Annotated in this window: 20 protein-coding genes and 2 pseudogenes; 10 read left to right on the forward strand and 12 right to left on the reverse strand. The window is 68.0% G+C overall.

Annotation, left to right across the window (positions count from 1 at the left end):
* Positions 1 to 4 precede the first annotated feature (4 nt).
* Positions 5 to 1,030, forward strand: a complete 1,026-nt coding sequence (locus OK015_RS12415) for an Rv2578c family radical SAM protein (RefSeq protein ID WP_268131791.1) — start codon at positions 5 to 7, stop codon at positions 1,028 to 1,030.
* Position 1,031: 1 nt separating this feature from the next.
* Here the strand turns inward: OK015_RS12415 and OK015_RS12420 are convergent.
* Positions 1,032 to 2,637, reverse strand: a pseudogene (locus OK015_RS12420) (purple acid phosphatase family protein).
* Between the two features lie 95 nt (positions 2,638 to 2,732).
* On the opposite strand from OK015_RS12420, the gene OK015_RS12425 reads away from it, so the two are divergent.
* Entirely contained in the window at positions 2,733 to 3,164 is a 432-nt protein-coding gene (locus OK015_RS12425; RefSeq protein WP_268132674.1) for a hypothetical protein, read from the forward strand.
* Here OK015_RS12425 and OK015_RS12430 read toward each other — a convergent pair whose 3' ends face one another.
* Together OK015_RS12430 and OK015_RS12435 are read right to left on the reverse strand one after the other, a co-directional pair.
* On the reverse strand, positions 3,165 to 3,503 hold the full coding sequence (locus OK015_RS12430; protein WP_268131793.1) for a gamma-glutamylcyclotransferase family protein: 339 nt from the start codon (positions 3,501 to 3,503) through the stop codon (positions 3,165 to 3,167).
* Entirely contained in the window at positions 3,500 to 4,021 is a 522-nt protein-coding gene (locus tag OK015_RS12435) for a helix-turn-helix domain-containing protein (RefSeq protein WP_268131796.1), read from the reverse strand. The genes OK015_RS12430 and OK015_RS12435 overlap by 4 nt, the downstream gene beginning before the upstream one ends.
* 56 nt (positions 4,022 to 4,077) lie before the next feature.
* On the opposite strand from OK015_RS12435, the gene OK015_RS12440 reads away from it, so the two are divergent.
* Together OK015_RS12440 and OK015_RS12445 are read left to right on the forward strand one after the other, a co-directional pair.
* Complete coding sequence (locus OK015_RS12440) at positions 4,078 to 4,863, forward strand: aldolase (protein WP_268131798.1); 786 nt, start codon at positions 4,078 to 4,080, stop codon at positions 4,861 to 4,863.
* Between the two features lie 8 nt (positions 4,864 to 4,871).
* A complete protein-coding gene (locus OK015_RS12445) occupies positions 4,872 to 5,735 on the forward strand; it encodes a dihydrodipicolinate synthase family protein (RefSeq protein WP_268131800.1) in 864 nt (287 codons plus the stop codon).
* Here OK015_RS12445 and ypfJ read toward each other — a convergent pair.
* From ypfJ to OK015_RS12460, 3 genes and pseudogenes are all read right to left on the reverse strand, one after another.
* Positions 5,732 to 6,610, reverse strand: coding sequence for a KPN_02809 family neutral zinc metallopeptidase (ypfJ, locus tag OK015_RS12450; RefSeq protein WP_268131803.1), 879 nt, complete (start codon positions 6,608 to 6,610; stop codon positions 5,732 to 5,734). The genes OK015_RS12445 and ypfJ overlap by 4 nt on opposite strands.
* 19 nt (positions 6,611 to 6,629) lie before the next feature.
* Positions 6,630 to 6,905, reverse strand: a pseudogene (locus OK015_RS12455) (SRPBCC family protein); the annotation flags it as partial.
* An 8-nt stretch (positions 6,906 to 6,913) separates the two neighbouring features.
* Positions 6,914 to 7,801, reverse strand: a complete 888-nt coding sequence (locus OK015_RS12460; RefSeq protein WP_268132676.1) for an oxidoreductase — start codon at positions 7,799 to 7,801, stop codon at positions 6,914 to 6,916.
* A gap of 60 nt (positions 7,802 to 7,861) precedes the next feature.
* On the opposite strand from OK015_RS12460, the gene aspS reads away from it, so the two are divergent.
* The 3 genes from aspS to OK015_RS12475 all read left to right on the forward strand — a co-directional run bounded on the left by aspS (position 7,862) and on the right by OK015_RS12475 (position 11,256).
* Entirely contained in the window at positions 7,862 to 9,631 is a 1,770-nt protein-coding gene (gene aspS, locus OK015_RS12465; protein WP_268131804.1) for an aspartate--tRNA ligase, read from the forward strand.
* A gap of 75 nt (positions 9,632 to 9,706) precedes the next feature.
* A complete protein-coding gene (locus OK015_RS12470) occupies positions 9,707 to 10,144 on the forward strand; it encodes a nitroreductase family deazaflavin-dependent oxidoreductase (RefSeq protein WP_268131806.1) in 438 nt (145 codons plus the stop codon).
* A 47-nt stretch (positions 10,145 to 10,191) separates the two neighbouring features.
* Entirely contained in the window at positions 10,192 to 11,256 is a 1,065-nt protein-coding gene (locus tag OK015_RS12475; protein ID WP_268131807.1) for an FUSC family protein, read from the forward strand.
* A gap of 6 nt (positions 11,257 to 11,262) precedes the next feature.
* On the opposite strand, the gene OK015_RS12480 is transcribed toward OK015_RS12475, so the two are convergent.
* Positions 11,263 to 11,652 (reverse strand): MmcQ/YjbR family DNA-binding protein, encoded by a 390-nt coding sequence (locus tag OK015_RS12480; RefSeq protein ID WP_268131809.1) that lies wholly within the window; start codon positions 11,650 to 11,652, stop codon positions 11,263 to 11,265.
* A gap of 67 nt (positions 11,653 to 11,719) precedes the next feature.
* Here OK015_RS12480 and OK015_RS12485 point away from each other — a divergent pair, with 67 nt between their 5' ends.
* Together OK015_RS12485 and OK015_RS12490 are read left to right on the forward strand one after the other, a co-directional pair.
* Positions 11,720 to 12,676: a transglutaminase family protein gene (locus OK015_RS12485; protein ID WP_442791296.1), complete on the forward strand. Its 957-nt coding sequence runs from the start codon at positions 11,720 to 11,722 to the stop codon at positions 12,674 to 12,676.
* The gene (locus OK015_RS12490) at positions 12,669 to 13,724 is read left to right on the forward strand and encodes a zinc-binding metallopeptidase family protein (RefSeq protein WP_268131812.1); all 1,056 of its coding nucleotides are present in this window, start codon (positions 12,669 to 12,671) and stop codon (positions 13,722 to 13,724) included. The genes OK015_RS12485 and OK015_RS12490 overlap by 8 nt, the downstream gene beginning before the upstream one ends.
* Here OK015_RS12490 and OK015_RS12495 read toward each other — a convergent pair.
* The 4 genes from OK015_RS12495 to OK015_RS12510 form a co-directional block, all read right to left on the reverse strand.
* Complete coding sequence (locus tag OK015_RS12495) at positions 13,721 to 16,375, reverse strand: circularly permuted type 2 ATP-grasp protein (RefSeq protein ID WP_268132678.1); 2,655 nt, start codon at positions 16,373 to 16,375, stop codon at positions 13,721 to 13,723. The genes OK015_RS12490 and OK015_RS12495 overlap by 4 nt on opposite strands.
* A gap of 14 nt (positions 16,376 to 16,389) precedes the next feature.
* Positions 16,390 to 19,716, reverse strand: coding sequence for a transglutaminase family protein (locus tag OK015_RS12500; protein ID WP_268131814.1), 3,327 nt, complete (start codon positions 19,714 to 19,716; stop codon positions 16,390 to 16,392).
* A gap of 66 nt (positions 19,717 to 19,782) precedes the next feature.
* Positions 19,783 to 20,910 carry a hypothetical protein gene (locus tag OK015_RS12505; RefSeq protein ID WP_268131815.1) on the reverse strand — a complete coding sequence of 376 codons (1,128 nt, stop codon included), beginning with the start codon at positions 20,908 to 20,910 and terminating at the stop codon, positions 19,783 to 19,785.
* 117 nt (positions 20,911 to 21,027) lie between these two features.
* Positions 21,028 to 22,098, reverse strand: coding sequence for a hypothetical protein (locus tag OK015_RS12510; RefSeq protein ID WP_268131817.1), 1,071 nt, complete (start codon positions 22,096 to 22,098; stop codon positions 21,028 to 21,030).
* 169 nt (positions 22,099 to 22,267) lie between these two features.
* On the opposite strand from OK015_RS12510, the gene OK015_RS12515 reads away from it, so the two are divergent.
* Positions 22,268 to 23,623 carry a replication-associated recombination protein A gene (locus OK015_RS12515; protein ID WP_268131819.1) on the forward strand — a complete coding sequence of 452 codons (1,356 nt, stop codon included), beginning with the start codon at positions 22,268 to 22,270 and terminating at the stop codon, positions 23,621 to 23,623.
* 99 nt (positions 23,624 to 23,722) lie between these two features.
* On the opposite strand, the gene OK015_RS12520 is transcribed toward OK015_RS12515, so the two are convergent.
* Complete coding sequence (locus tag OK015_RS12520; protein ID WP_268131821.1) at positions 23,723 to 24,346, reverse strand: hypothetical protein; 624 nt, start codon at positions 24,344 to 24,346, stop codon at positions 23,723 to 23,725.
* Positions 24,347 to 24,411: the final 65 nt, after the last annotated feature.

A 24,411-nucleotide genomic window follows, 5' to 3' on the forward strand; every position in this document is an offset into this window, starting at 1 on the left:
TGGGATGCGGTGGGCGAACCAGGCCGTTGCCGTCAACGGTAATCCCGTCGACGACGGGGCACTACCGGGGCTGGCGCGGATCGGTCTGGTCCGCAGCGTGCGGGCGCCGCAGTTCGAGGGGATCACCTTTCACGAGGTGCACTGCAAATCGGCACTCAACAAGGTTCCGGCCGCGGCCGCGCTGCCGTTCCGCTACACCGTCAACGGCTATCGTGGTTGCTCCCACGCCTGCCGCTATTGTTTCGCGCGCCCCAGCCACGAATACCTGGACTTCAACTGCGGCACCGATTTTGACACTCAGGTGGTGGTCAAGACCAACGTCGCGGAGGTATTGCGCCGCGAGCTGCGCCGTCCGTCGTGGCGACGCGAAACCGTCGCGCTGGGCACCAACACCGATCCCTATCAGCGCGCCGAGGGCCGCTACGCCCTGATGCCGGGCGTCATCGGCGCGCTGGCCGAATCCGGCACGCCACTGTCCATTCTGACCAAAGGCACCCTGCTGCGGCGGGATCTGCCGCTGATCGCGGCTGCGGCCCAACAGGTTCCGGTGTCGCTCGCGGTATCGCTGGCGGTCGGCGATCCGGAGCTGCAGCGAGACGTCGAACCGGGCACGCCGACACCGCAGGCTCGGCTCGGCCTGATCGCCGCGATCCGCGACGCCGGCCTGGGCTGCCATGTGATGGTCGCGCCGGTGCTGCCACACCTCACCGACTCGGTCGAGCACCTCGACGGGCTGCTCGGCCAGATCGCGGCGGCCGGAGCCACCAGCGTGACCGTTTTCGGCCTGCATCTGCGTCGTTCGACCCGCGGCTGGTTCATGTCCTGGCTAGCCCGGTCGCATCCCGAACTGACCGGCCGTTACCGCGAGTTGTACCGGCGCGGAGCCTATTTGCCGCCGGACTATCGCGAGATGCTGCGGGCCCGGGCCACGCCGCTGATCGCCAAGCACCGGCTGGCCGGCGACCACCGGCCGTTCGCGCAACCACCCAAGGCCGTCGAGCCCGAACCCAGCCAGCCCACCCTGTTTTGACCTAGGCGGCCCTGTCCCCGCGGGGCTTGGTCAGGGTGAACTCCTCCACGACGGCAACCGCGCCCAGCGGCCCGCGCAGTGCGTAATGCGTGGCCTTGATCGAGGTGTTGCCGCCCGGCTGACCCGGATCGACCTCGAAAGCCACGAAGCCGTAAGGATTGTCGCGGTCGCGAAACGCCGACCAGGGTGCATCCTCGAGGACATAGATCGGCGCCTTGCGTCCGATCGCGGGGTCGAACGCGCCGACCCCGGTGATCACCCGGCACCGAGGCTCGGGGAAGAACGTTGCGTTGGTCGGTGCCGAAGTGCCGCCGCCACCGATGACGACGTGCACCGTTCCGCGAGTCGTATCGATCACCTCATCGCGAGTGTCGACCGGTATCGGCGTTCGGGTGTCGGTGTTTTGGGCGCCGCGCAACGGATGAGACCGTTCGTAGTGGTGTTCGTGACCGCACAGCACCAGATCGACCTGGTACTGGTCGAACAGCGGTAGCCATTGCTCGCGGATTCCGAGGTCGGCGCCGTTGGCCTTGGCCGCGGTGGAAATGGCGGTCTGATGCATACAGATGACCAGCCAATCGACATCGGGATCGCGGCGCGCAGCCGCGAGTTCAGCTGCAAGCCAGCGCTTTTGCTCGCCAGCGGAGTAGCCGTGCACGTAAAAGTTGCCGCCGTCCTGCAACGCCACGTCGTCGTTGTTGAGGCTGATCACCCGCACCGAGCCGGCGGTGAACGAATACCACAGACCACGCAGTTCCGGACTCGCGCCCGAATCGGGCAACGCGAAATAGGTCTGATACGCGCCGTACCCGACCGGCCCGTTGCCCAGTTCGTTCTCGTGATTGCCCGCCGCCGGCATCCACGGCCGGTAGCGGGCCGAGCGCGTGTTGTTCTCGAACCAGTTCGACCAGGTGCGGATGCGGTCCCGAGCGAGATTGGCGTAACACAGGTCGCCGTTGACCAGGTTGAACAGCGGGCCGATGCGTTCGATCGCCAGGGTAATGTCGGCGGCCGCCGGCGATCCGATGTTGTCGGTGCCATACGTGCCGTCGGGCATCTTGTCCAGTGTCGGCGTGGACTGGTCGCCGAAGCTGGTGAAGCGCAACGGCTTTCGACCGGCTGGCGCGGTCCGCACGGTGCCATGCTCCGGCTCGGCGCCGTCGTGCATCGCCGCGTACACATAGTCGGTATCCGGGGTCAGATTCGTCAGGCGAGCATGGTTGACACGAACTTCGTTGTTGGACTTCGCGTCTCGGTAAGTTCGGGTTTCGGCCGCAACGGTATGGCCGAAACCGGACCCCGGCGTGCCGAGCATGACGCGCGGATTACGCACCGCCTCGGTGGTATGCCAGGACACCACCAACTCGGTGCCTGCGTGGCGGCCGAATTGCAGGCAACCCGAAAACCGCCGGTGCGCCGTTGCGGTCCGGCTGGCGCAACAGGGCGGCCCCGGGTGAGTGGGACCACAACAGGGCGGCGGCGCCCACCCCGACGCCGGCGCCGACACCCACTCCGACGGCCGCCGAGGTGGCGCTGGTCGTCAACAGCCTGCGGCGGCTGATGCCCGGCGTGCTGGCCGGAACGGCCGCTCCGGCGTCGTCGGTCATGCATGCTTCATACCCGAGTCGGGCGACCGGTGGCATATCGAGCGGTGAACGTCGGTGGTAACGAATCCGGTAGCGTTTTCGATATGACGAGCGTGATGACGAACCTGCGAAAAGGGACCAGCGCGGTCGCGTCGGCAACGTTTGCACTGGTCGGGGGAGTGATTCTCGGGCCGGCCACGGCGCATGCGGATGGTCATCAGGTGACCTACACCATCTCGAGCCCGAACAATCTGACCGCCACCGTCTCGTACGTGACGTCTGATCCGCCCAGCCAGGCCGCCTACAACGCGGACCCGTCGAAGTTCTCGACCAGTGTGCAGGCACCGCTGAGCGGGCAGCCGGTGGTGTACACGGCCACGCTGGCAAACCCGAACCAGTGGGCGAGCATCACCGCCAGCGGCATGCTGCACTGGCCGGACTCGGGCAATGGTCCGGCCTCGTTTCACTGCGAGATCGCGGTGGACGGCCAGGTCGTCGTGCACCAGGACGCCACCACCACCGTCACCTGCGCGGCCCGGCCCGGGTAATCAGCCCGCGAACACGTAGACCCATGCGGTCGCACCCGAGGCCAATGGCACCGCGATGCGCCGGTAGTCGTCCACCTCGTACTCGTCGGCCGCGGCCAACTCGGTCTCGCTGATCTCGAACACCATCCCGTCGACATGCGCATCGGCACGGTCGGCGGGCCGCAAGATCGGATGGCGATCGCTACCGCTGGTCGTGATCACGTGCGGGTCGGTGATCGTCAGGTAGTCCAGGTCGTATCCGACGATCGCATCGCGGCGGCCGGGGACCTCTCGCCCGAACGTCGCGCGCTGAACCTCCGGCAGCTGCAGCGTGCCGTAGGAGAACAACAGCTCGGTCATCGCGGCTCGGTCTGCGCCACGACGACGACCTCGGCCGGCTCGGCACCGACCGCGCGGATCTTGTGGCTGACCGACGCGTCGAAGTACGCGCTGTCGCCGGTGCCGAGCTCGATGGTCTGATCCCCGTAGTCGAGTTCGACCGGTCCCACATGGACGAAGACGAATTCCTGACCCGTGTGCTCGGCATGCGTAGCGTTGTCGGCCACGTGTGCCGTCGGCCGAAGGACGAACGGCGACATGGACTTTCCGAGTAGCGCGGACGCCAGCACCCGGTAGCGCCGGCCGTCGGACCCGGCGGCACGATCGACGGTGATCTTCTCCTCGGCCGCCTCGTCGGAGAACAGCCGCCCGACATCGACCTCGAGCGCCCGCGCAACCTTCAGGGCCACCGCGATGGACGGTGTGCTCTGCCGGCGCTCGATCTTGGACAGGTAGCTCTTGGTCAGCCCGGTCTGGACGGCGAGTTGCTCGAGGGTCAGGCCGCGTTGTCTGCGGACCGCGCGCAATAGTGCGGTCATGTGACTGGCCTCCCGATCCCGATGACACAAAGTTTCCTCGATGCTACCTTAGTGTCATGGTCACCACGTTCCGCGATTCGAAATCCGCACTGATGCGTCGCGCCGAGCAGCAGTTGGCGGTCAACATCGCCGATTCCGAGCTGACCACGCGACAGAAGCTGGCGCTGACCTGCCGGGCCCTGTTCGACGCCGGGCACGATTCCGGGCTGGCCGGCCAGATCACCGCGCGTGCCGAAGCCGACGGGACCTACTACACCCAACGGCTGGGCCTCGGTTTCGACGAGATCACCGCGGCCAACCTGCTGCTGGTCGACGAGGACCTCAACGTGCTCGAGGGAGACGGAATAGCCAACCCCGCCAATCGTTTTCACAGCTGGATCTATCGCGCGCGACCCGACGTGCAATGCATCGTGCACACCCATGCCTTCCACGTGGCGGCGTTGTCGATGCTCGAGGTCCCGCTGGTCGTCTCCCACATGGACACCACCCCGTTCTACGGCGACTGCGCGTTCCTGGCCGAGTGGCCGGGCGTGCCCGTCGGCAACGAGGAGGGCGAGATCATCAGCGCCGCGCTCGGCGACAAGAAGGCGGTCCTGCTGGCGCATCACGGACACGTCATCGCCGGCGCCAGCGTCGAGGAGGCCTGCTCGCTGGGGATCCTGATCGAGCGGGCCGCGAAACTGCAGCTGGCGGCCATGGCCGCCGGCAGGGTCAAGCCACTGCCCGAGCAGCTGGCCCGCGAGGCCCACGACTGGACGCTGACGCCCAAGCGCAGCCAGGCCAACTTCGCCTACTACGCGCGCCGCGCGCTGGCGCGCCACCCCGACGCCCTGACGAGCTAAGGAGCCCTGTGCCCAGGATCCACGGCATCATCGCCTACCCGGTCACTCCGTTCGACGACGGCATCGACACCAGCCGGCTGGCCGCGCTGGTCGACCGGCTCGTTGCGTCCCGGGTGCACGCGATCGCGCCGTTGGGCAGCACCGGTGAGTTGGCCTATCTCGAGGAGCCCGAGTTCGACGCCGTGGTGGACACCACGATCGCCACCGTGGCCGCCCGGGTGCCCATCGTCGTCGGCGTGTCAGATGTGACTACTGCCAAGACCATTCGGCGTGCCAGGTATGCGCAACAGGCCGGTGCTGACGCGGTGATGATCCTGCCGGTGTCCTACTGGAAGCTGTCCGAGCGGGAGATCGTCGCGCACTACCGCAGCATCGGCGACGCGATCGACATCCCGATCATGGCGTACAACAACCCGGCCACCAGCGGCGTGGACATGCGCCCCGAACTGCTGGTCGAGATGTTCGAGACCATCGACAACGTGACGATGGTCAAGGAATCCACCGGCGACCTGACCCGCATGCAGCGCATCACCGAACTGTCCGGGGGCCAACTGCCGTTCTACAACGGCAGCAATCCACTGGTGCTCGACGCGCTGAAGGCGGGTGCCTCCGGATGGTGCACGGCCGCGCCGAATCTGCGGCCCCAGCCCTGCATCGACCTGTACGAGGCGGTCCGCGCGGGCGACCTGGAGAAGGCGCAGCTGCTCTACGACGACCTCAAGCCCTTACTGGAGTTCATCGTCGCGGGCGGCCTGGCGACCACCGTGAAGGCGGGCCTCGACCTGCTCGGTTTCCCGATCGGTGACCCGCGGGCGCCGCTGCTGCCGCTCGACGAGCAGGGCCGGGCGCAGCTGCGGGGGTTGCTGACTTAGAGGTCGGTTGCGGCGAACGTGTCGCACTGTTTGGGTTCGCCGCTCTGATAACCGACGGTGAACCACTTTTGGCGTTGCGCGGCGGATCCGTGTGTCCACGACTCGGGGTTGACGCGTCCGGTCGTCTCCTTCTGGATCCGGTCATCGCCGACCGACGCGGCGGCCGAGAGCGCGTCCTGAATATCCTTGTCGCTCAACGGCTGTAGGAACGGCACGCCGGTGCTCTCCTGTTTCACCGTCGACGCGTAGTGCGCCCAGATGCCGGCGTAGCAGTCGGCCTGCAGCTCCGTTCGCACCCCGTTGCCGCCGGCGCCCTGCGCGCCCTGCTGCGACCGGCCCAGGATCCCCTGCAATTGCTGGACGTGATGGCCGTACTCGTGGGCGACCACGTATTCCTGCGCGAAAGGCCCACCGCTGGAACCGAATTTATCGACCAGCTCCTGGAAGAAGTCGGTATCGAAATACGCGGTCTGGTCCACCGGGCAGTAGAACGGCCCCACCGCGGTGGTGGCCGGTCCGCAGCCGGTGTTGACCGAACCGGTGAACAGGCGCAGATGCGGGCGCGTGTAGTTGCGCATCAACTGATGCCACACCGCGTCGACCGAGTTGCCGGTGGCAACCACCCGGCACTGCACGTATTTGTTGGCATCCGCGCCGGTTCTGCACACGTTCAGGTCGAAGCCGGGCGCCACGTCCTCGCGGGTGTTCGCCGGCTGCTGGCTGATGACGCTTCCGGGATCGACGCCCAGAAACAGTGCCACCACCACGATCAACAGCCCGCCGATGCCGCCACCGAGGGCCATCCGGCCGCCGCCCATACCGCCGGACGACGCTGCTGTGCTGGTGTCGATCTGCATACCCTCGTTGAAGGTCATGATTCAGCTTTGCACACACCTAACGCTGTTGCGTAGCAGCGCATCGGGTATCGGTGTAACGGCGCAGGTTGCCCAGCAACCGCCGCAGCCTCAGGTTCAGCAGCGGCCCCACGACGACCATCGCCAGCCGTGCCGGGCCGGCGGGTTTCTGAGCCATCGTCCAGGTCGACCGGCAACCGCCCGGGATGGCCTCGGCGCAATGGTCCTCGGCAAAAGCCGCGACGGCTTGCGTGGAGCATCCGTTGAACCGGAAGGCCATGCGCGTGAACGGTTCCCGGGCCAGGAACTCCTCGTCGGCGTGATCTATCCCGGGCCGTCGCTGGCCGCGGCGAGCAGCGGCACCAGCACATCGCTGATCGGCGTCGCCAGCGTGTGCGCGCGTGCCTTGCGAATGATCACCCCGTTGCGGATGTCCCATTCCATCCGCCGGCGCTGCTCCCGATCGGCCAGGATCGAGGTGCCCATGTCTTCTGGAGCCTGACGGAACAGGTCGACCAGTTCGTCGACCACGCTGTCCGGCAGCCGGGCGCCCTCGGCGCGCGCGACCGCAAGGCATTCCGCCACATACTGACGCGACAACGCGGCGACGTCGTCGCGGCGAAACATCCCGGACCGCCGCCCGGACAGCGCCATGAATCCGGCCAGCGCATTGGTGAGCAGCTTGCGCCAGCTCGCCGTGATCAGGTCGGGGTCGCAATCCACCCGGCAGCCGGCGCCGCGCAGCAGATCGGCAACCGCCTCCGCCGCGGGCCCACTCGGCAGCACCAGCGCGGCCTCACCGCGCAGTCGCACCCATCCCGCCGGCTGCGTCTCGGCGGAATACCAGACGATGCCCGGGATCACGGGCGACGACGGGCACAGCGGTTGCACCTGCTCGACCTGCTCGACGCCGTTCTGCAGCACGGTGACGATGGTGTGCTCGGCGCACAGGCGGGACAGCCAGCCGGCCGCGTCGTCGTTCTGGGTCGCCTTGACCGCCAGGATCACGATGTCGACGGGGCCGGAGACGTCCGCGGGATCGGTGTGCACCGGCCCGGGCACCACGATCGCGTCCTGGCCGTCGGGCCGCAGTTCGATATTGGCGCGGGCGGTGCGACCGCAGACCAGCACGGAATGCCCGGCTTGGTACAGCAGCGCGGCGACCGTCGTGCCGACAGCGCCCGGACCCACGAGTGCGATGTTTGTGGCGATAAAAGCGAAGTTACACCGCCCCTTAGACTGATCAGTCGTCCAACGTAAAGGGGAGTATTCGTGCTGCGCAGCCACGCCGCTGGTTCGCTACGGGATCGCGACGCCGGCCAGCAGGTGACGCTGGTGGGGTGGGTGGCTCGCCGCCGCGACCACGGTGGCGTCATCTTCATCGACCTGCGCGACGCGTCCGGCATCGCGCAGGTGGTCTTCCGCGCGGCCGACGTGCTGGAACAAGCGCACCGGTTGCGCGCCGAATTCTGCGTCGCGGTCCGAGGCCTCGTCGAGATCCGTCCGGAAGGCAACGCGAACGCCGAGATACCCACCGGCGATGTCGAGCTCAATGTCACGTCACTGACCGTGCTGGGCGAAAGCGCGCCGCTGCCCTTCCAGCTGGACGAGCCCGCGGGGGAGGAGCTGCGGCTGAAGTACCGCTACCTCGACCTGCGCCGCGACGGTCCGGCCGCAGCGATTCGGTTGCGCTCCAAGGTGAATGCCGCTGCCCGATCGGTGCTGGCGCGGCATGACTTCGTCGAGATCGAGACGCCGACGATCACCCGCTCGACGCCGGAGGGTGCGCGCGACTTCCTGGTGCCGGCCCGGCTGCACCCCGGATCGTTCTACGCCCTGCCGCAGAGCCCGCAGCTGTTCAAGCAGCTGCTGATGGTGGCCGGCATGGAGCGCTACTACCAGATCGCCCGCTGCTATCGCGACGAGGATTTCCGCGCCGACCGGCAACCGGAATTCACCCAGCTCGACATGGAGATGAGCTTCATCGACGTCGAGGACATCATCGCGATCTCCGAGGAGATCCTGACCGCGCTGTGGGCGCTGATCGGCTATCAGGTTCCCACGCCGATCCCGCGCATCAGCTACGCCGACGCCATGCGGCGGTTCGGCTCCGACAAGCCCGACATGCGCTTCGGGCTGGAGCTCGTCGAGTGCACAGAGTTCTTCTCCGACACCACGTTTCGTGTCTTCCAGGCACCGTATGTCGGCGCGGTGGTGATGCCGGGCGGGGCGTCGCAGCCGCGGCGCACCCTGGACGGCTGGCAGGAATGGGCCAAACAGCGCGGCCACCGCGGGCTGGCCTACGTGCTGGTCGGCGACGACGGCGAGCTCAGTGGTCCGGTGGCCAAGAACTTGAGCGACGCCGAACGCGACGGCCTGGCCGCCCACGTCGGGGCAAGTCCCGGCGACTGCATCTTCTTCTCGGCCGGACCGGCGAAGTCGTCGCGCGCGTTGCTGGGCGCCGCCCGCGGCGAGATCGCCACCCGGCTCAACCTGATCGACCCCGACGCGTGGGCCTTCGTCTGGGTGGTCGACCCGCCGCTGTTCGAGCCCGCCGAAGACGCGACCGCCGCCGGTGACGTGGCGGTGGGCTCCGGCGCGTGGACCGCGGTGCACCACGCCTTCACCTCGCCGAAGCCGGAATACGAGGGCGTGGTCGACACCGATCCCGGCACGGTGCTGGCCGATGCCTATGACATCGTCTGCAACGGCAACGAGATCGGCGGCGGCTCGATCCGTATCCACCGCCGCGACATCCAGGAACGAGTGTTCGCGGTGATGGGCTTGGACAAGGGCGAGGCCGAGGAGAAGTTCGGATTCCTGTTGGAGGCGTTCACGTTTGGCGCGCCGCCGCACGGCGGCATCGCGTTCGGCTGGGATCGGATCAACGCGCTGCTGTCCGGCGTGGATTCGATCCGAGAGGTGATCGCCTTCCCGAAGACGGGCGGCGGTGTCGACCCGCTGACCGACGCGCCGGCGCCGATCACCGCGCAGCAGCGCAAGGAATCCGGAATAGATGCCAAACCCAAACAGGTTGACTGAGCATGCGCGACGACGACGATGCAGTGGGGGCAGCTCCCGCTCGCGGGGGACGAAGCGATGAGGAGGAGCGGCGCCATGGCTGAGGCAGACTTCCCGGACACCGAAACGATCAACGCGTTCAACAAGAACATCGTCGACGAGTTCCGGGCCAATGGCGGCAAGGTCGGCGGCCCATTCGAAGACGGCGACCTGCTGCTGCTCACCACGACGGGGGCCAAATCCGGCCAATCCCGGTTGTCGCCGCTGGCCTACTTCCGCATCGACGGCAGGTTGATCATCATCGGCTCGTTCGCGGGTGCGCCCAAGGATCCGGCCTGGGTGCACAACCTGCGGGCCAACCCGCGGGCGTACATCGAGGTCGGCACCGACGCGTTCGATGTGACGGCCCACGAACTGCCCCGCGCCGAGCGCGACCAGCTGTTCGACAAAGTGGCCGCGGTGGCGCCGGGCTTCGCCGACTATCAGTCGAAGACCAGCCGGGTCATTCCGCTGTTCGAGTTGCGGCGCGGCTGACCCGTCTCCCATTGCCGCATCCGCGGGCGCTGCGGTAAGCAAGCGACATGAGCACTTCGCTGCTGACGCGGCCGTTCGCGGGTAAAGCGGTCGTCGGGGGTCTTAAACGAGTACGCGGCGTGTGGTTCTACCTGGTGCAGACCTCGGTCGCGGCGGGGCTGGCCTGGTACATCGCGCACGACCTGCTGGTGCACCCGCAACCGTTCTTCGCTCCGATCGCGGCGGCGGTGTCCTTGTCGACCAGCAACGTACTGCGCGGGCAGCGCGCCATCCAGATGATGATCGGCGTGACCCTGGGTATCGGGACCGGAACGTTGGTGCAGGCGCTGTTCGGGCCCGGGGCCGACTCCATCGCGATCGCGGCGCTGATTGCGCTTCTGGCCGCGGTTTTCATCGGTCAGGGCTACATCGGCCAGGGGATGATGTTCGCCAACCAGACCGTGGTGTCGTCGATCCTGGTGCTCGCGCTGTACCGCAGCGGTGTCGGGTGGGAACGCATTTTCGACGCGCTGATCGGTGGGGGCCTGGCCATCGTCTTCGCCGTATTGTTGTTCCCGGCCAATCCGATGCTCGTGCTGCGCAGCGCGCGCGTCGAGGTGCTGCGAACGCTGCACTCGGTACTGTCCCGCGCCGGCGATCTCGCCTGCGGCCGTGGAGTTCCCGCCCACGACTGGCCGTTGCCGGCCGTCGACCGGGTGCACGAACAGCTGGGCGGACTCATTCGGGCGCGGACGACAGCGCGTCAGATCGTGCGAATGGCGCCGCGGCGCTGGGGACTTCGTGAGGCGGTCCGGGCCGCCGACCATCAGGCCGGGTACGTTGCCCTGCTGGCCGGCTCGGTGCTACAGCTGGCCCGCTCCGTAGGGCCCGCGATCGACGGCTGCTGCGACCGCCTTCCGCAACCCGCGGAGGCGGTGCTGGACGACCTCGCGAAAGCGACGGCACTTGCCGACTCGGATCCGATGGCCGCGACCGTCCATGTCGACGCCGCCCGCCGGGACGCGGCGACGCTGCTGTCGAACGCCCGGGACAGAACCGAAGTGGTGCTGGCCGACGTCGTCGTGGCATGCGTCGACGATCTGCAGCGGGTGATCGACCTGAGGCAAACATGAAGAGCCCTACAACGAGCCGGTCCGGAACTCCTGAACCAGCTTCTTGGGCGCCTGTGTCAGCCAGGCCTCGGTGATCAGCTCCTCGAGACCGCGCACGTCGATCTCGGCCAGCTTGACCAGCACCGCGGGATAGCCGTTGAAATGCGGGGTGGTGAAGTACACCCCCGGCTCGTCGGCGACCAGCGCGAACTTGACGCCCTCGTCGGCCACCCGGACCCCGAGGATGTCGCCCCCGGGCGGTTCCGATCCATTCGCCGACAACGCCTCGCGGTCCGCCGGGCGCAGCGGGCGTTCCCAAGCCAGCAACTTCTTGCCGACCCGCCAGTCATGCGGTGACTGCTCGGAGGTGAGTGGCAGCTCACCAATGATCCGGGCGACGTCGTCCCAGGTGGCCACCCTTCCGATTGTGCTCCCGCTATGGTGCGCTTGGTGCCGTATCGGCGATCGGTCGCCGAGCACCCACCTGGAGGCGTCAGGAGGTAATTCGTTGTCCCCTGCAGCGGAGGTCCCGGCCACCCGCCGCCATCGCGTCACGCACCGCACCGAATACCGCTACTCGGACGTCGTGACCAGTTCGTACGGCCGCGGCTTTCTCACCCCGCGGGACTCGCAGCGCCAGCTCTGCGTGGCGCACCGGCTGACGATCGACCCGGTCCCCGCCGACAGCTCCACCAGCGTCGACGGCTACGGCAACATCAGCTCCTACTTCCACGTCACCGAGCCGCATCACACCCTGACGGTGACCAGCGACTCGATCGTCGACGTCTATCCGGCGCCCCCCGAGCGCTACAGCAACGGGCCGGCGATCGAACCCTGGGAGGCGGCCCGGCCGGCCGGGCGCAGGGGAGCACTGGCCACCGAGTACGCCCTGGACCTGAATCCGCCGGAGATCACCGATGAGGTCCGCGACTACGCGGCGCCCAGCTTCGTGCCCGGGCGCCCGCTGATCGAGGTGTTGCGCGACCTCGCCTCGCGGATCTTCCACGACTTCACCTACCGGTCGGGGTCGACAACGATTTCCACCGGGGTCAATGAGGTTCTGGCGGCCCGAGAAGGGGTATGTCAAGACTTTGCCAGGCTGGCGATCGCCTGCCTGCGCGCCAACGGGTTGGCGGCCAGCTATGTGTCCGGCTATCTGGCCACCGACCCGCCACCCGGAAAGGAACGGATGATCGGCATCGACGCGACCCACGCCTGGGCCGCCGTGTGGACTCCGCAAGAGCCCGGCCAATTCGAATGGCTCGGGCTGGATCCCACCAACGACCAAATGGTCGACCAGCGATACATCATCGTCGGGCGGGGCCGCGACTACGCGGACGTGCCACCGCTGCGCGGCATCATCTACACCGACTCGGAACGCAGCGTGATCGATGTCGCCGTCGACGTCGTGCCCTTCGAAGGGGATGAGCTATATGCGTGATTTCAATTGTCCCAACTGCGGGCAACGGCTGGCGTTCGAGAACTCCACTTGCCTGAACTGCGGTAGCGCGCTGGGGTTTTCGCTCGAGCAGATGGCATTGCTGGTGATCGCCAACAGTGATTCGACCGACCACGCCGGATTCGTTGACGCCAGCGATTATCAACTTTGCGCCAATCTGCGAGTCGCCGAATGCAATTGGCTGGTACCCGTCAACAACCCCCGGCTGCTCTGCACGTCGTGCGCGCTGACGACCGAACGACCCAACGATGCCGACACGTCCGGCCTGGCGGAGTTCGCGTCGGCCGAGGCGGCCAAGCGGCGGCTGATCGTGGAGCTGAACGAGCTGAAATTGCCGATCATCGGGCGCCAGGAGGATCCTGACTACGGGTTGGCCTTCCGGCTGCTGTCCAGTGTCCGCGAGAAGGTGACAACCGGGCACGAGAACGGGGTCATCACACTGGATTTGGCCGAGGGTGACGATGTCCACCGCGAGCAGCTGCGGGTCGAGATGGACGAGCCGTACCGGACCTTGCTCGGGCACTTTCGGCACGAGATCGGGCATTACTACTTCTACCGCCTGATATCCCCGTCGCAGGAGAACGTCAAGCGCTTCAACGAACTGTTCGGCGATCCCGACGCCGACTATCAGCAGGCGCTGGATCGGCACTACAGCGAGGGCGCGCCGGCGGGTTGGAAGAAGAACTTCGTGTCGTCCTATGCGACCATGCACCCTGCCGAGGATTGGGCGGAGACGTTCGCGCATTACCTGCATATCCGGGACACCCTGGACACGTCGGCCTGGTGCGGTTTCGCGCCGGCGTCGGCAACGTTCGACCGGCCGGCGCTGGGCCCCAGTGCTTTTCCCAACATCATCGAGATGTGGTTGCCGTTGTCGTGGTCACTGAACATGGTGAACCGGTCGATGGGTCGCGACGACCTGTACCCGTTCGTGCTGCCGGTCGCGGTGCTGGACAAGATGCAGTTCATCCACACCGTGATCGACGAGGTGGTGTCGGCCGCGCAGGGACCCGCTGCCGTCGCCGGCTAGGCAGGCATCTCCCGTCGTTCGTCGGGGCCCCACAGCGGCTGCATGCCGCCGGGCAGGGTCAACTGCGTCTCGGTGATGACCGCGGCCAGATCGCGCAGCTCGACGTGGATCGCGGCGAGCAGCTCGGCCAGCTCGGCGCGGTGCCCGTCGGCGTCGGCCACCTCCAGGTCGGCGGGGTTCGACCGGCGCAGCAGCGTGCCGATCTCCTCCACCGTGCGCTCCGGGCGCGATGACCCCGACGCGCTGGGCAGGTCCTTGAGGTTGGCCCGCAACCGCTCCAGCTGATAGAGCAACGACCGCGGGTTGGTGGCGTCGAACAGCATCAGTTCGGTCACCGCCGCGACACTGACCTGGCCGACGGTGCGACGGCGGTAGATGACCGATGATTCGCAGGCCATCAGCGTCGACTCGATGATCGTCTGCTCGGCGGCCGCGGCACGGACCGTCGTGAGCGTGGCACCCAGCAGCGCGGTCAGCCACAAGCCGCGTTCGATCCGTTTGCCGATGTCCATCATCGTCCAGCCCACGTCGCGGACCATCGACTCGCTGGCCACCCCCGAGAGGGTCAGCATCCCGGCCAAGGTGCGGGCATGCGCGGCGGCGAGCAGGGTGTCGGCCTCGGCCAGCGACTGCGGCGGCTCGGGCGGGTGTGCGAGTCCGCGCTCCAGGGTGGCCAGCACCACCCAGGTGTCGTTGGACATCTGGTCGCGCACCGACCTGGCGGCCAGCGCCAGCCCTTCCACGGCCTGAATCAGCGATCCGGGCCGGTTCGGGTCGACGGTCAGTGCCCACAGCGTCGACGGGACGATCGCGATCATCTCGGCCTGGTCGTTGTCGGCTCCGGTGTCACTGCCGGTGATGTGGCCCAGGGCGGCCATCAACACGGGCACGACTGCGCTCTCTTCCGTGTCCTGCTGATGCCGGTAGACGTGGAAGCGGTCGCGGGCGGCCATCAGCAGCCGGGCCGTGCTCTCCGCGCGCTCGCCGTAGCGTCCGATCCAGAACAGGTCGGACAGCACGCGTGGCGAGCTGACTCCCCACGTGCCCGCGGCGGTCTTCACCGGCTGCGCCTCGGTCGGCAGCGTGATGGTCTCGGCTCGGGCGCGTTCCGTCGGACGGACCCAAACATCCTTTGCCGCAACAGTTGTCAGTGAGTATGCCGCGGGTCCGGGCGCCAGGACGTAGCCGACACCGCCGATCATCGGGGCGTAGCCGCTGCGTTGGGCGACGGTGAACAACCGCATGCCGACGCCGGCCGACGACAACATACCGGCGTGGTCGGTCGGTGCCGAGGAGAACTGGGGCAGCTCCTGCCCGGCCCACTGCCACGGCATGTCATCGATGCGCGCCGCTACCTCGGCCAGCTCAGCCGACGAAAGTGTCGGTCCGACAAGGGTTTCCCCGCCGACAGTGGATTTGATCAACAGCGACGGGAGGTTGGCCAGCAGGTGCGAGCGTTCCTTGCTGATACCGCCCCAGTACACCGGCGCGGCGTTCAGTAGCGCAGACTCGCCGAGCAGCCGTTCGGCCAATTCGGGCAGAAACCGCAGCAGCCCAGGGCTTTCCAGGATTCCGCTACCCAACGTGTTGACGACGGTGACCGTGCCGCGGCGTTGCGCCTCCACCAAACCGACCACCCCGAGCCGGGAATCGGCGCGTAGATCGAGCGGGTCGGTGTAGAGCGCGTCGACGCGGCGAAGAACCACGTCGACGCGTTTCAGCATCCCCAGCGAGCGCATCCACAATTTGCCGTCGCGGACCACCAAATCGGCACTTTCCACCAGCGGAAAACCCAGCAGCGTAGCGAGATAGGCCTGATCGAAGGCCGTCTCCGAGTAGATGCCCGGGCTGAGCACCACCACCACCGGGTCCTGGGCGTCGTCGGGTGCGGCGTCGATCAGCGCCAGCCGCAGCGCCTGCGCGAACGGTGTGTTGGGCCGCGGCGCAATTCGCTCGTAGAGATCGGGAATCGCGTGCGCGACGACGCGGCGGTCGGCCAGCGCGTAGCCCGCGCCCGACGGCGCCTGTGTCCAGTCGGCGTTGACCTCGAAGCTGCCGTTCGGCAACCGGCTGAGATCGCATCCGTGCATGAAAAGCTGGTGACGGCCCGGCACCTCGATTCCGCTGGCCGCGCGCACGTAACCGGGATGGGCGAATACCAGTTCCGGTGGCAGCATGCCCTCGGTGAGCAAGGTGCGCGGCCCGTACAGGTCGGCGAGCACGGCATCGAGCAGGCGCGAGCGCTGCACCAGCCCGGCCTCCAGCATCTCCCAGTCGGTCGCGGACACCACGATCGGCAGGGTGTCGAGGCTCCACGCCCGCGGTTCCAGCGCGTGGCCGCTGGTGGGATCGACCTCGGTGTAGGTGATCCCGTCGTTGTCGATCAGGCTGTGCACCACCGAGCGCAGCTGATTCAGCCCGATCCGGCCGCGTTCGGCGACCGTGTCGGCCAGCTCGGTCCAGGCGGGGCGCACCTGGCCGCTTTCGTCGAGGAACTCGTCGTAGCCGGCCCCGTACGAGCCGGGGGGGCGAAGGTCGAACAGTGCTTCCTGGGCGCGCGCCGCCCGGTAACCGGCCAGCAGCCGATCGGCATCGTAGCGGTCGCCGGAGGTACCAGGAACCGCCGATGATCCAACCGGGTCGAGTGCCATGTCCGCAAACGCCATTACTGCTGCACGGTACGCACGCGCCGCAGGTCGAGAATGCCCGGCGCGCCGATATCGGTGAATATCCGGGCCTGCTTCTCCCGGATGTCCGACAAGTCGAGCTTGCCCGGGGTGAAGCCGGTCGCCTCGAACCGGCGGGCGCGGCGCGCCTCGGCCTCGACGGCGTTGACGGGTGGTTCGTCGTAGGCGCGTCCGCCGGGATGGGCGACGTGATAGGTGCAGCCGCCGCGAGCGGTTCCGGACGTGACGTCGACGAGCTCGAACTGCAACGGCACGTCGGTGGTGATCGTCGGGTGTAGCGCGCTGGGCGGCTGCCACGCCTTGTACCGGACCCCGCCCACGTGGATGTCGGGGTTGTCGGTGGCCAGCAACGGCACCGGATAGCCGTTGCAGGTCACGACGTAGCGGTGCCGGTCGGCGCCGATGATGCGGATCTGCAGACGCTCGACCGACGAGTCGACGTAGCGGGCGGTACCGGTCGCGGTGGATTCCTCGCCGAGGGTGTTCCACGGCTCGATCGCTCCGCGCAGCTCGATCTCCACACCGTCGAAGACGGCGGTGCCGATGCGCGGGAAGCGAAATTCGGTGAACGGGTCCAGCCAGCTGGTCTCGAACGCGATGCCGTGCGCGCGCAGATCGGCGGCCACGTCGGCAATGTCGTGTATCAGAAAGTGTGGCAACAGGTATCGGCCGTGCAGGTTGGCGCCGTGCCGGATCAGGGGAGCACGCAGCGGCTCGTCCCAGAACCAGGCCACCAGCGAACGCACCAGCAGCGACTGCACCATCGCCATCCGCAGATGGGGCGGCATCTCGAACCCGCGCAGCTCCAGCAGCCCAAGCCGGCCGCGGGGGCTGTCGGGGCTGTAGAGCTTGTCGATGCAGAATTCGGCGCGATGAGTGTTGCCGGTGATGTCGGTCAACAGGTGCCGCAGCGCGCGGTCGGTTACCCACGGTTGCGGCCGGCCGTCCTTGGAAGCCGAGAGCCGGGCGATCTCGGCGAACGCGATCTCGAGTTCGTACAGCGCGTCGGCGCGGCCTTCGTCGACCCGGGGAGCCTGCGAGGTGGTGCCGACGAAGCGGCCGGCGAACAGATACGACAGCGAGGGGTGCCGCTGCCAGTAGGTCAGCAGCGAAACCAACAGATCCGGGCGGCGCAGCAGTGGCGAGTCGGCCGGCGTCACCCCGCCGAGGGTGATGTGGTTGCCGCCGCCGGTGCCGCCGTGGCTGCCGTCGACGTCGAACGACTCCGTGGCTAACCGGGCCAATCGGGCTTGCTCGTAAAGGGTTTCGAGCTGTTGTCGTTGTTCGTCGAAACTGGCGGTGGGCGCGATGTTGACTTCGATGACGCCGGGGTCGGGAGTGATCGTCGTCGACTGCAGTCGCGGATCCGGCGGTGGGCCGTAGCCCTCGATCACGACGGGGCTGCGCGCCTTGGCCGCCGCGGCCTCGACGCGGGCGATCAGGTCGACGAAGTGTTCCAGCGCCTCGGTGGGCGGGATGAACAGGTACAGCAGCCCGTCGCGGGCCTCGGCGACCATCGCGGTCGGCGGCGCGCTGTCGTCGTCGACCGCCTCCGCGCTGGTCGCCTCGGCCGGCAGCGCGCCACGCGGGGCGGTGGGATCGACGTCGAACGTCGGTCGCGGCGCCTTCCAGCTGATCGAACTCAGCGGGAGCCGCAGCCCCGCGGGTGAATCTCCCTCGAGCAACACGACGCGGCCGCGGCGCAGCCGCCAGTTCGCGCTTGCCCAGCCGAGGTCATCGTCGCGGCGGTGCAGGGGCAGCACGTATGCCGCCGGGGCCGTGGTGGTTTCGTCGAGGCGAGCCAGCAGCGCGGCGCGAGCGGCGGCGTCGTCGGCGCTGAGGTCGTCGCCGGCCTGGACCGCATCGCCGATTGGCAGGCGGACTTTGGCCGCGACCCTGGCCAACGGGTCCTCGAAGGCCGGACGCACCTGGGACAGGGGCAATCCCAGGTTCTCGGCGACCCCGGCCAGCACCTCGTAGGCCGTCTCGCTATCCGCTGTCGAACGCGCCGGCTCTGGTGTCCAGGGGTCGGCCAGCAGTGTGTCGTCGCTCCACATCGGCACCCCGTCGGTGCGCCAGTACAGCGCAATCTGCCAGCGCGGCAGCGGCTCTCCCGGATACCATCGGCCCTGTCCGCGATGGATCAGCGCCTGCGGCGCCCACACCGATTTCAGCCGGGCGGCCAGCTCGGAGGCACGTTCCCGTTTGTGCGGGCCGTCGGCGGCTGTCGTCCACTCCTCGTCCACCTGGTTGTCCACCGACACGAACGTCGGTTCGCCACCGACCGTCAGCCGGACGTCACCGGCGGCGAGCTGTTCGTCGACGCGCCGGCCGACCGCGCAGATCGTCTCCCACGCCGCGTCGGTGTAGGGCAGCGTGACGCGCGGGTCCTCGTGGATGCGGGTGACGGTGTTGGAGAACTCCAGGGTGGTCTCACACCGGTCGGTGCTGCCGCTGATCGGTGCCGCGCCCGACGGATGCGGCGAGGCCACCAGTGGGATGTGGCCCTCGCCGGCGAACAGTCCCGACGTCGGATCGAGCCCGATCCAGCCCGCGCCGGGGATGTACACCTCGGTCCACGCGTGCAGGTCGGTGAAATCGGCGGCGGGGCCCGACGGCCCGTCGAGCGCCTTGATATCGGAGGCCAGCTGCACCAGGTAGCCGGACACGAACCGGGCGGCCAGCCCGAACTGGCGCAGGATCGATACCAGCAGCCATGCCGAGTCCCGGCACGAACCGACGCCGGAGCGCAGCGTGAAATCCGGCGTCTGCACTCCCGGTTCCATCCGCAGGCTGTAGGCGACGTCGGCGTTGACCGCACGATTGAGCGCGACCAGGAAATCGATGGTGCGGGTGCCGTCGGGCACCGAGAAGTTGCGCACCCATGCCTGCGCGAGCTCTCCGGGCCCGGATCCTTCGGGGTCTTCGTCGACCGGTCGTAGATACGGCTTGAGGTCCTCGGCGAGCGCCTTGGGGTAGATCAACCCCGAAGCGGGAGGCCATGTTTCGGCCCATTCTTCGATGAAGAAGTCGAACGGGTTGATCACCTTGAGGTCGGCAATGAGTCCTACCGTGATGGTCAGTTGCCGCATAGGGTTCGGAAACACAAGCCGGGCAAGGAAATTGCCGAGCGCGTCTTGTTGCCAGTTGATGAAGTGGTCGGCGGGCTCGATGCGCAGCGAGTAGGCCTCGATGGGCGTGCGCGAGTGCGGGGCCGGGCGCAGCCGCACGACGTGCGGGAACACTCTGACCAGCCGGTCAAAGGTGTAGCTGGTGCGATGCTCCAGCGCAACTTTGATGCTCATAACCGCTGATCTCATCACACGGGCAGCGACGCCGCAGCGCGCCGCCGGTCAGCGGAGCCGGCCTGGCTACGCGGGCAGCGGCTCCGACGGCGGCCCGGCCGGCGGTCCCGGCTGGTAACCGGGCTGGTCGGCCGACACGACCTGACCTCCCGAAAGCTTGCGGTAGGCGTAGGTCAGGATCAGGGCTATCACGGGGGCCGCCACCACCAGGCCGACGCCGCAGGCCAGCGCACCGACGATGCCCGTGGCGAGCGTCACCAGCCACACCAGCAGCGCACTGCCGAAATTCGACCCGACCAACGAGAAGCTCGACGCGAACCCCTTGAGGGCGTTCTGCGAGCGATCGACCACGAACAGGATGGTGAACTGGGTGAAGATCCCCACGACGACGCCGGGAACGAAGCACGCGGCGTAGCCGATCGAGGTGAGAACGCTGACCAGGAATGCGGCGAGAAACGCCATGCCGAGGTTGCGCGGCTTGAAGAACGATCCGATGCTCACCGGCCGGCCGTCCGCGAGATCCAGGCATCCCGACAGGAACGCGGCTTGGGCATACGCGGTCACAAGCAGGGAGACGAGGTAGCCGAGCCCGACGATGGCCATTCCGGTGGGACTGAGATTCGCCGCGAAGGCGAAGTCGTAGTCGGAGGAGTCGTAGGGCGTCACGTTCGAGGTCATGTTCTGGCCCACGAAGTTCAGGGTCGACGCCGCGGCGAACAGCAAACCGTAGACCAGGGTCGGAACGATCAGCGCGACGGCATTTTTGGTGAACGTGTTCCAGGCCCAGCGCAACGCCGCACCCACGCTGAATTGCGGTGCCGGCGGGGCCCCGAAGCCCGGCTGCGGTGGATAGCCGGGCGGTGGACCGTAGCCGGGAGGCGGGGGTGCGCCGTAACCCGGCGGGGGTGCATTCCCCGGAGGTGGTGCGTAGCCCGGCGGCGGGGCGCCATACCCCGGCGCGCCATAACCGGGTGTGCCATACCCCGGCGCGCCATAACCGGGTGTGCCATATCCCGGCGCGCCATAACCGGGTGTGCCATACCCCGGCGCGCCATAACCGGGTGTGCCATATCCCGGCGCGCCATAACCGGGTGCGCCGTAACCCGATGGCGGTGGCGGCGGGTAGCCCGGCGGGCCCTGGTTGCCAGCGTTCGGGTCGGCGGTTTCGCCTGAATACTCGGGGGGCTGGCTCATCTGCCGTCCTCATGTGCACGCGCGGAACTTGGCCACCCGGAACTTAGCAAATATGCGCCCGGCTAGCGAGGATTGTCCGAAGCCAGTTTCTTGGCCTTCGCCGGCGAAGACGCCCTGCTAGGCGAACTGCTGCCCGGGTGGCGGACCGGCGGGAGGTCCCGGCTGGTAACCGGGCTGTTCCAGTGGAACGACCTGACCGCCGGAAAGCTTGCGGTAGGTGTAGATCTGGATCAGCGCCGCGAGCGGGATGGCGACGATCATGCCCACCCCGCACAGCAGTTCGCCCACCAGCACCACCGCGTACTGCACGAGCCACGACAGCAGCGCGGGGCCGATGTTGGCCCGCGTCGTCGCGATGCTGGCCTTGATGGCTTCCACGGGAGATAGCGACCGGTCGACGACGAACGGGATGGCGAACAACGTGAGGAACGCAAAAATGAGGCCCGGGATGATGCACAGGATCGATCCGACCACGGTGCCGAACGCGATCAGCAGCGCGGCGACGAACACCGGGCCGAGATTGCGGGGCTTGAAGAACGTTCCGATGCCCACCGGCTTGCCGTCGGCGATGTCCAGGGCGCCGGTCGTCAACCCGGCGTGCATGTAGATCGCGGCGACGAAGACCAGGACGTAGCCGACCACCATGACCGCGATCGAGGCCGGGCCGTAGGTGACGTCGACGCCGCTGGTGGTCTCGCCGTAGCTGTTGGTGTAGCTGGTACTGGTGGTCTCACCGAAGGCCATCGGCAGCAGCGCGGCGATAAGGGCGAAGGCGGTGATGATGGCGCCGTAGGCCAAGACCGGAACGATCAGTGCCGCGGGGTTCTGCATGAATTTGGCCCACGCCCACTTCACCGCCTCACCGACGTCGAACCGCGGGGTGCTCGGAGCACCGACCGGGCCGCCGAAGCCGGGCTGCGGCGGGTAGCCGGCCGGGGGTGCGCCGTAGCCGGCCGGCGGTGCGCCGTAACCGGGTGGCGGCGTTCCGTAACCCGGTGGCGGCCCGTAACCGGGCGGCGGCGCGGGCGGCGTTCCGTAACCCGGCGGCGGGCCGTAGCCGGGGGGAGGCGGAGGCGGCGTGCCATACCCGGGCGCGGCGTGGCGGGGCGGGGTCGAGTAGTCCGGAGGGGTCTCGTTGCCGCCGACGGGGTCGGCCGGGTCGCCTGGGTGTTCTGGGGGCTGGCTCATTTGCCGTCCTAATTTGCTGTCGGATTACCTTGTAGGGCACACGCACGGAACTTGGCAACCCGGAACTTAGCAAATATGCGGCTACGGGGCGAGGTTTGGCCTTTGCCTGTGTCGGGGCCCTCGTTTGTATCGCAGCCGCCGGCGCGCGTATCTGTCCGGTTTGCGTGGTATGCCTGAAACCGTGTCCGACGGTCTGTTTGACCTCCCCGGCGAATCGCGGACGGCTCCCGATGCCCTGGCCGTGTCGGCCGGTGCGCCGCTGGCGGTGCGGATGCGGCCGGCATCGCTGGACGAGGTCGTCGGGCAGGACCATTTACTGGCACCCGGCTCGCCGCTGCGCCGCCTGGTCGAGGGCTCGGGGGTGGCCTCGGCCATTCTGTACGGCCCGCCGGGAAGCGGGAAGACGACGTTGGCGGCGTTGGTGTCGCAGGCGACCGGACGCAGGTTCGAAGCCCTGTCGGCGTTGTCGGCCGGCGTCAAAGACGTCCGGGCGGTCATAGATAGCGCGCGCAAGGCACTCCTTGCCGGCGAGCAGACGGTGCTGTTCATCGACGAGGTGCACCGGTTCTCCAAAACCCAACAGGACGCGTTGTTGTCCGCGGTGGAGAACCGGGTGGTCCTGTTGGTGGCGGCGACCACCGAGAATCCGTCCTTCTCGGTGGTGGCGCCGTTGCTGTCTCGATCCCTGATCCTGCAGCTGCGGCCGCTGACTGCCGACGACATCCGCACCGTGGTGCAGCGCGCGATCGACGATCCGCGGGGCCTGGGCGGCCAGATCGGCGTGCAGCCCGAGGCCGTCGACCTGGTGGTGCAGTTGGCCGCGGGCGACGCCCGACGCGCGCTGACCGCGCTGGAGGTCGCTGCCGAAGCCGTCGCGACGGGTGGCGAGCTGACGGTGGCGGCCGTCGAGCAATCGCTGGACCAAGCCGCCGTCCGCTACGACCGCGACGGCGATCAGCACTACGACGTCATCAGCGCGTTCATCAAGTCGGTGCGCGGCTCCGACGTCGACGCGGCGCTGCACTATCTGGCCCGCATGCTCGTCGCGGGGGAGGATCCGCGGTTCGTCGCGCGCCGGCTGATGATTCTGGCCAGCGAGGACATCGGCATGGCGGACCCGACGGCGCTGCAGATCGCGGTCGCCGCCGCGCAGACGGTCGCGCTGATCGGCATGCCAGAGGCGCAACTGACGTTGGCGCACGCCACCATTCACCTGGCCACCGCGCCGAAGTCGAACGCGGTGACCACCGCATTGGCCGCGGCGATGAACGACATCAAGGCGGGCAAGGCGGGTCTGGTGCCGGCCCAGCTGCGCGATGGCCACTACTCGGGCGCGGCCGCACTTGGCCACGCGCAGGGCTACAAATACGCCCACGACCACCCGGATGGCGTTGTCGCGCAACAATATCCGCCGGACGAGCTGGTGGGCGTCGACTACTACCGGCCCACCGGACGCGGTGTCGAACGCGGGATCACCGGACGGCTGGAGCGGCTGCGCGCGATCATCCGCGGCAGACGCGGTTAGCTCTCTGCGCTTTGTACGCCGACATCGACGTTAGCGCGAAGACACGCCGGAAGACGGCACGTTAACGTCGATCTCGGCGCCTAGCCCAGCCCGGCATGTTCAGACCAGCTCGGGCACCCGCAGGTGCGCGATCGCGAGCTCGAACTCGGCGACGTCGACGATCTCGGCACCCAGGTCGCGCGCCCGCCTGCTGCGCAGCTCGCTGGCGGCGTCGCGGTTGCGGGCCATCGCCTCCTGGCTGGCGAACGTCGAGCACGAGACCGCGCGCCGGCCGGCCGGGTGGTCGATCATCAGGCTGGCACTGGTGAACCCCTCGAGACTCTCCATCTCCGGGAGCACCGCCATCCGGAAGAAGTCCAGGGACCGGTCGAGTTGATCGGGCACCACCTTGAGCCAGGTGGCTCGCACAAACGCGCCCTCGGACGACCGGCGGCGGCGCTGCAGCAAAGCGATGTGCCACTCTTCGACGCTCGCGCTGCCGTCGAACATCAATGCGACGTGGTCGCGGATGATGGCGACCTTCTCGGCGCTGGCGCGCGTCGCCGCGATCGTCTCCCAGGAGCTGGTGGCGATACAGCGGCCGGATTGCCGGTCGACCAGCAGCGACAACCCGACAAACCCGTCGAGTTCTTGCATTTCCCGCATGACGATGTCTCGAACATGCGCAATTCCGATGTCGACGGACAGGGGTTGCCCGTCGATCGTGAAAGAACGTGCGTACACGATGGCTCCCTAACTAGTTCGGGGCAGCGCCCCCGGTGGCGCCACCGGTCCCACGGACTACCTTC

The organism is Mycobacterium sp. Aquia_216, from assembly GCF_026723865.1.
GTDB lineage: Bacteria > Actinomycetota > Actinomycetes > Mycobacteriales > Mycobacteriaceae > Mycobacterium.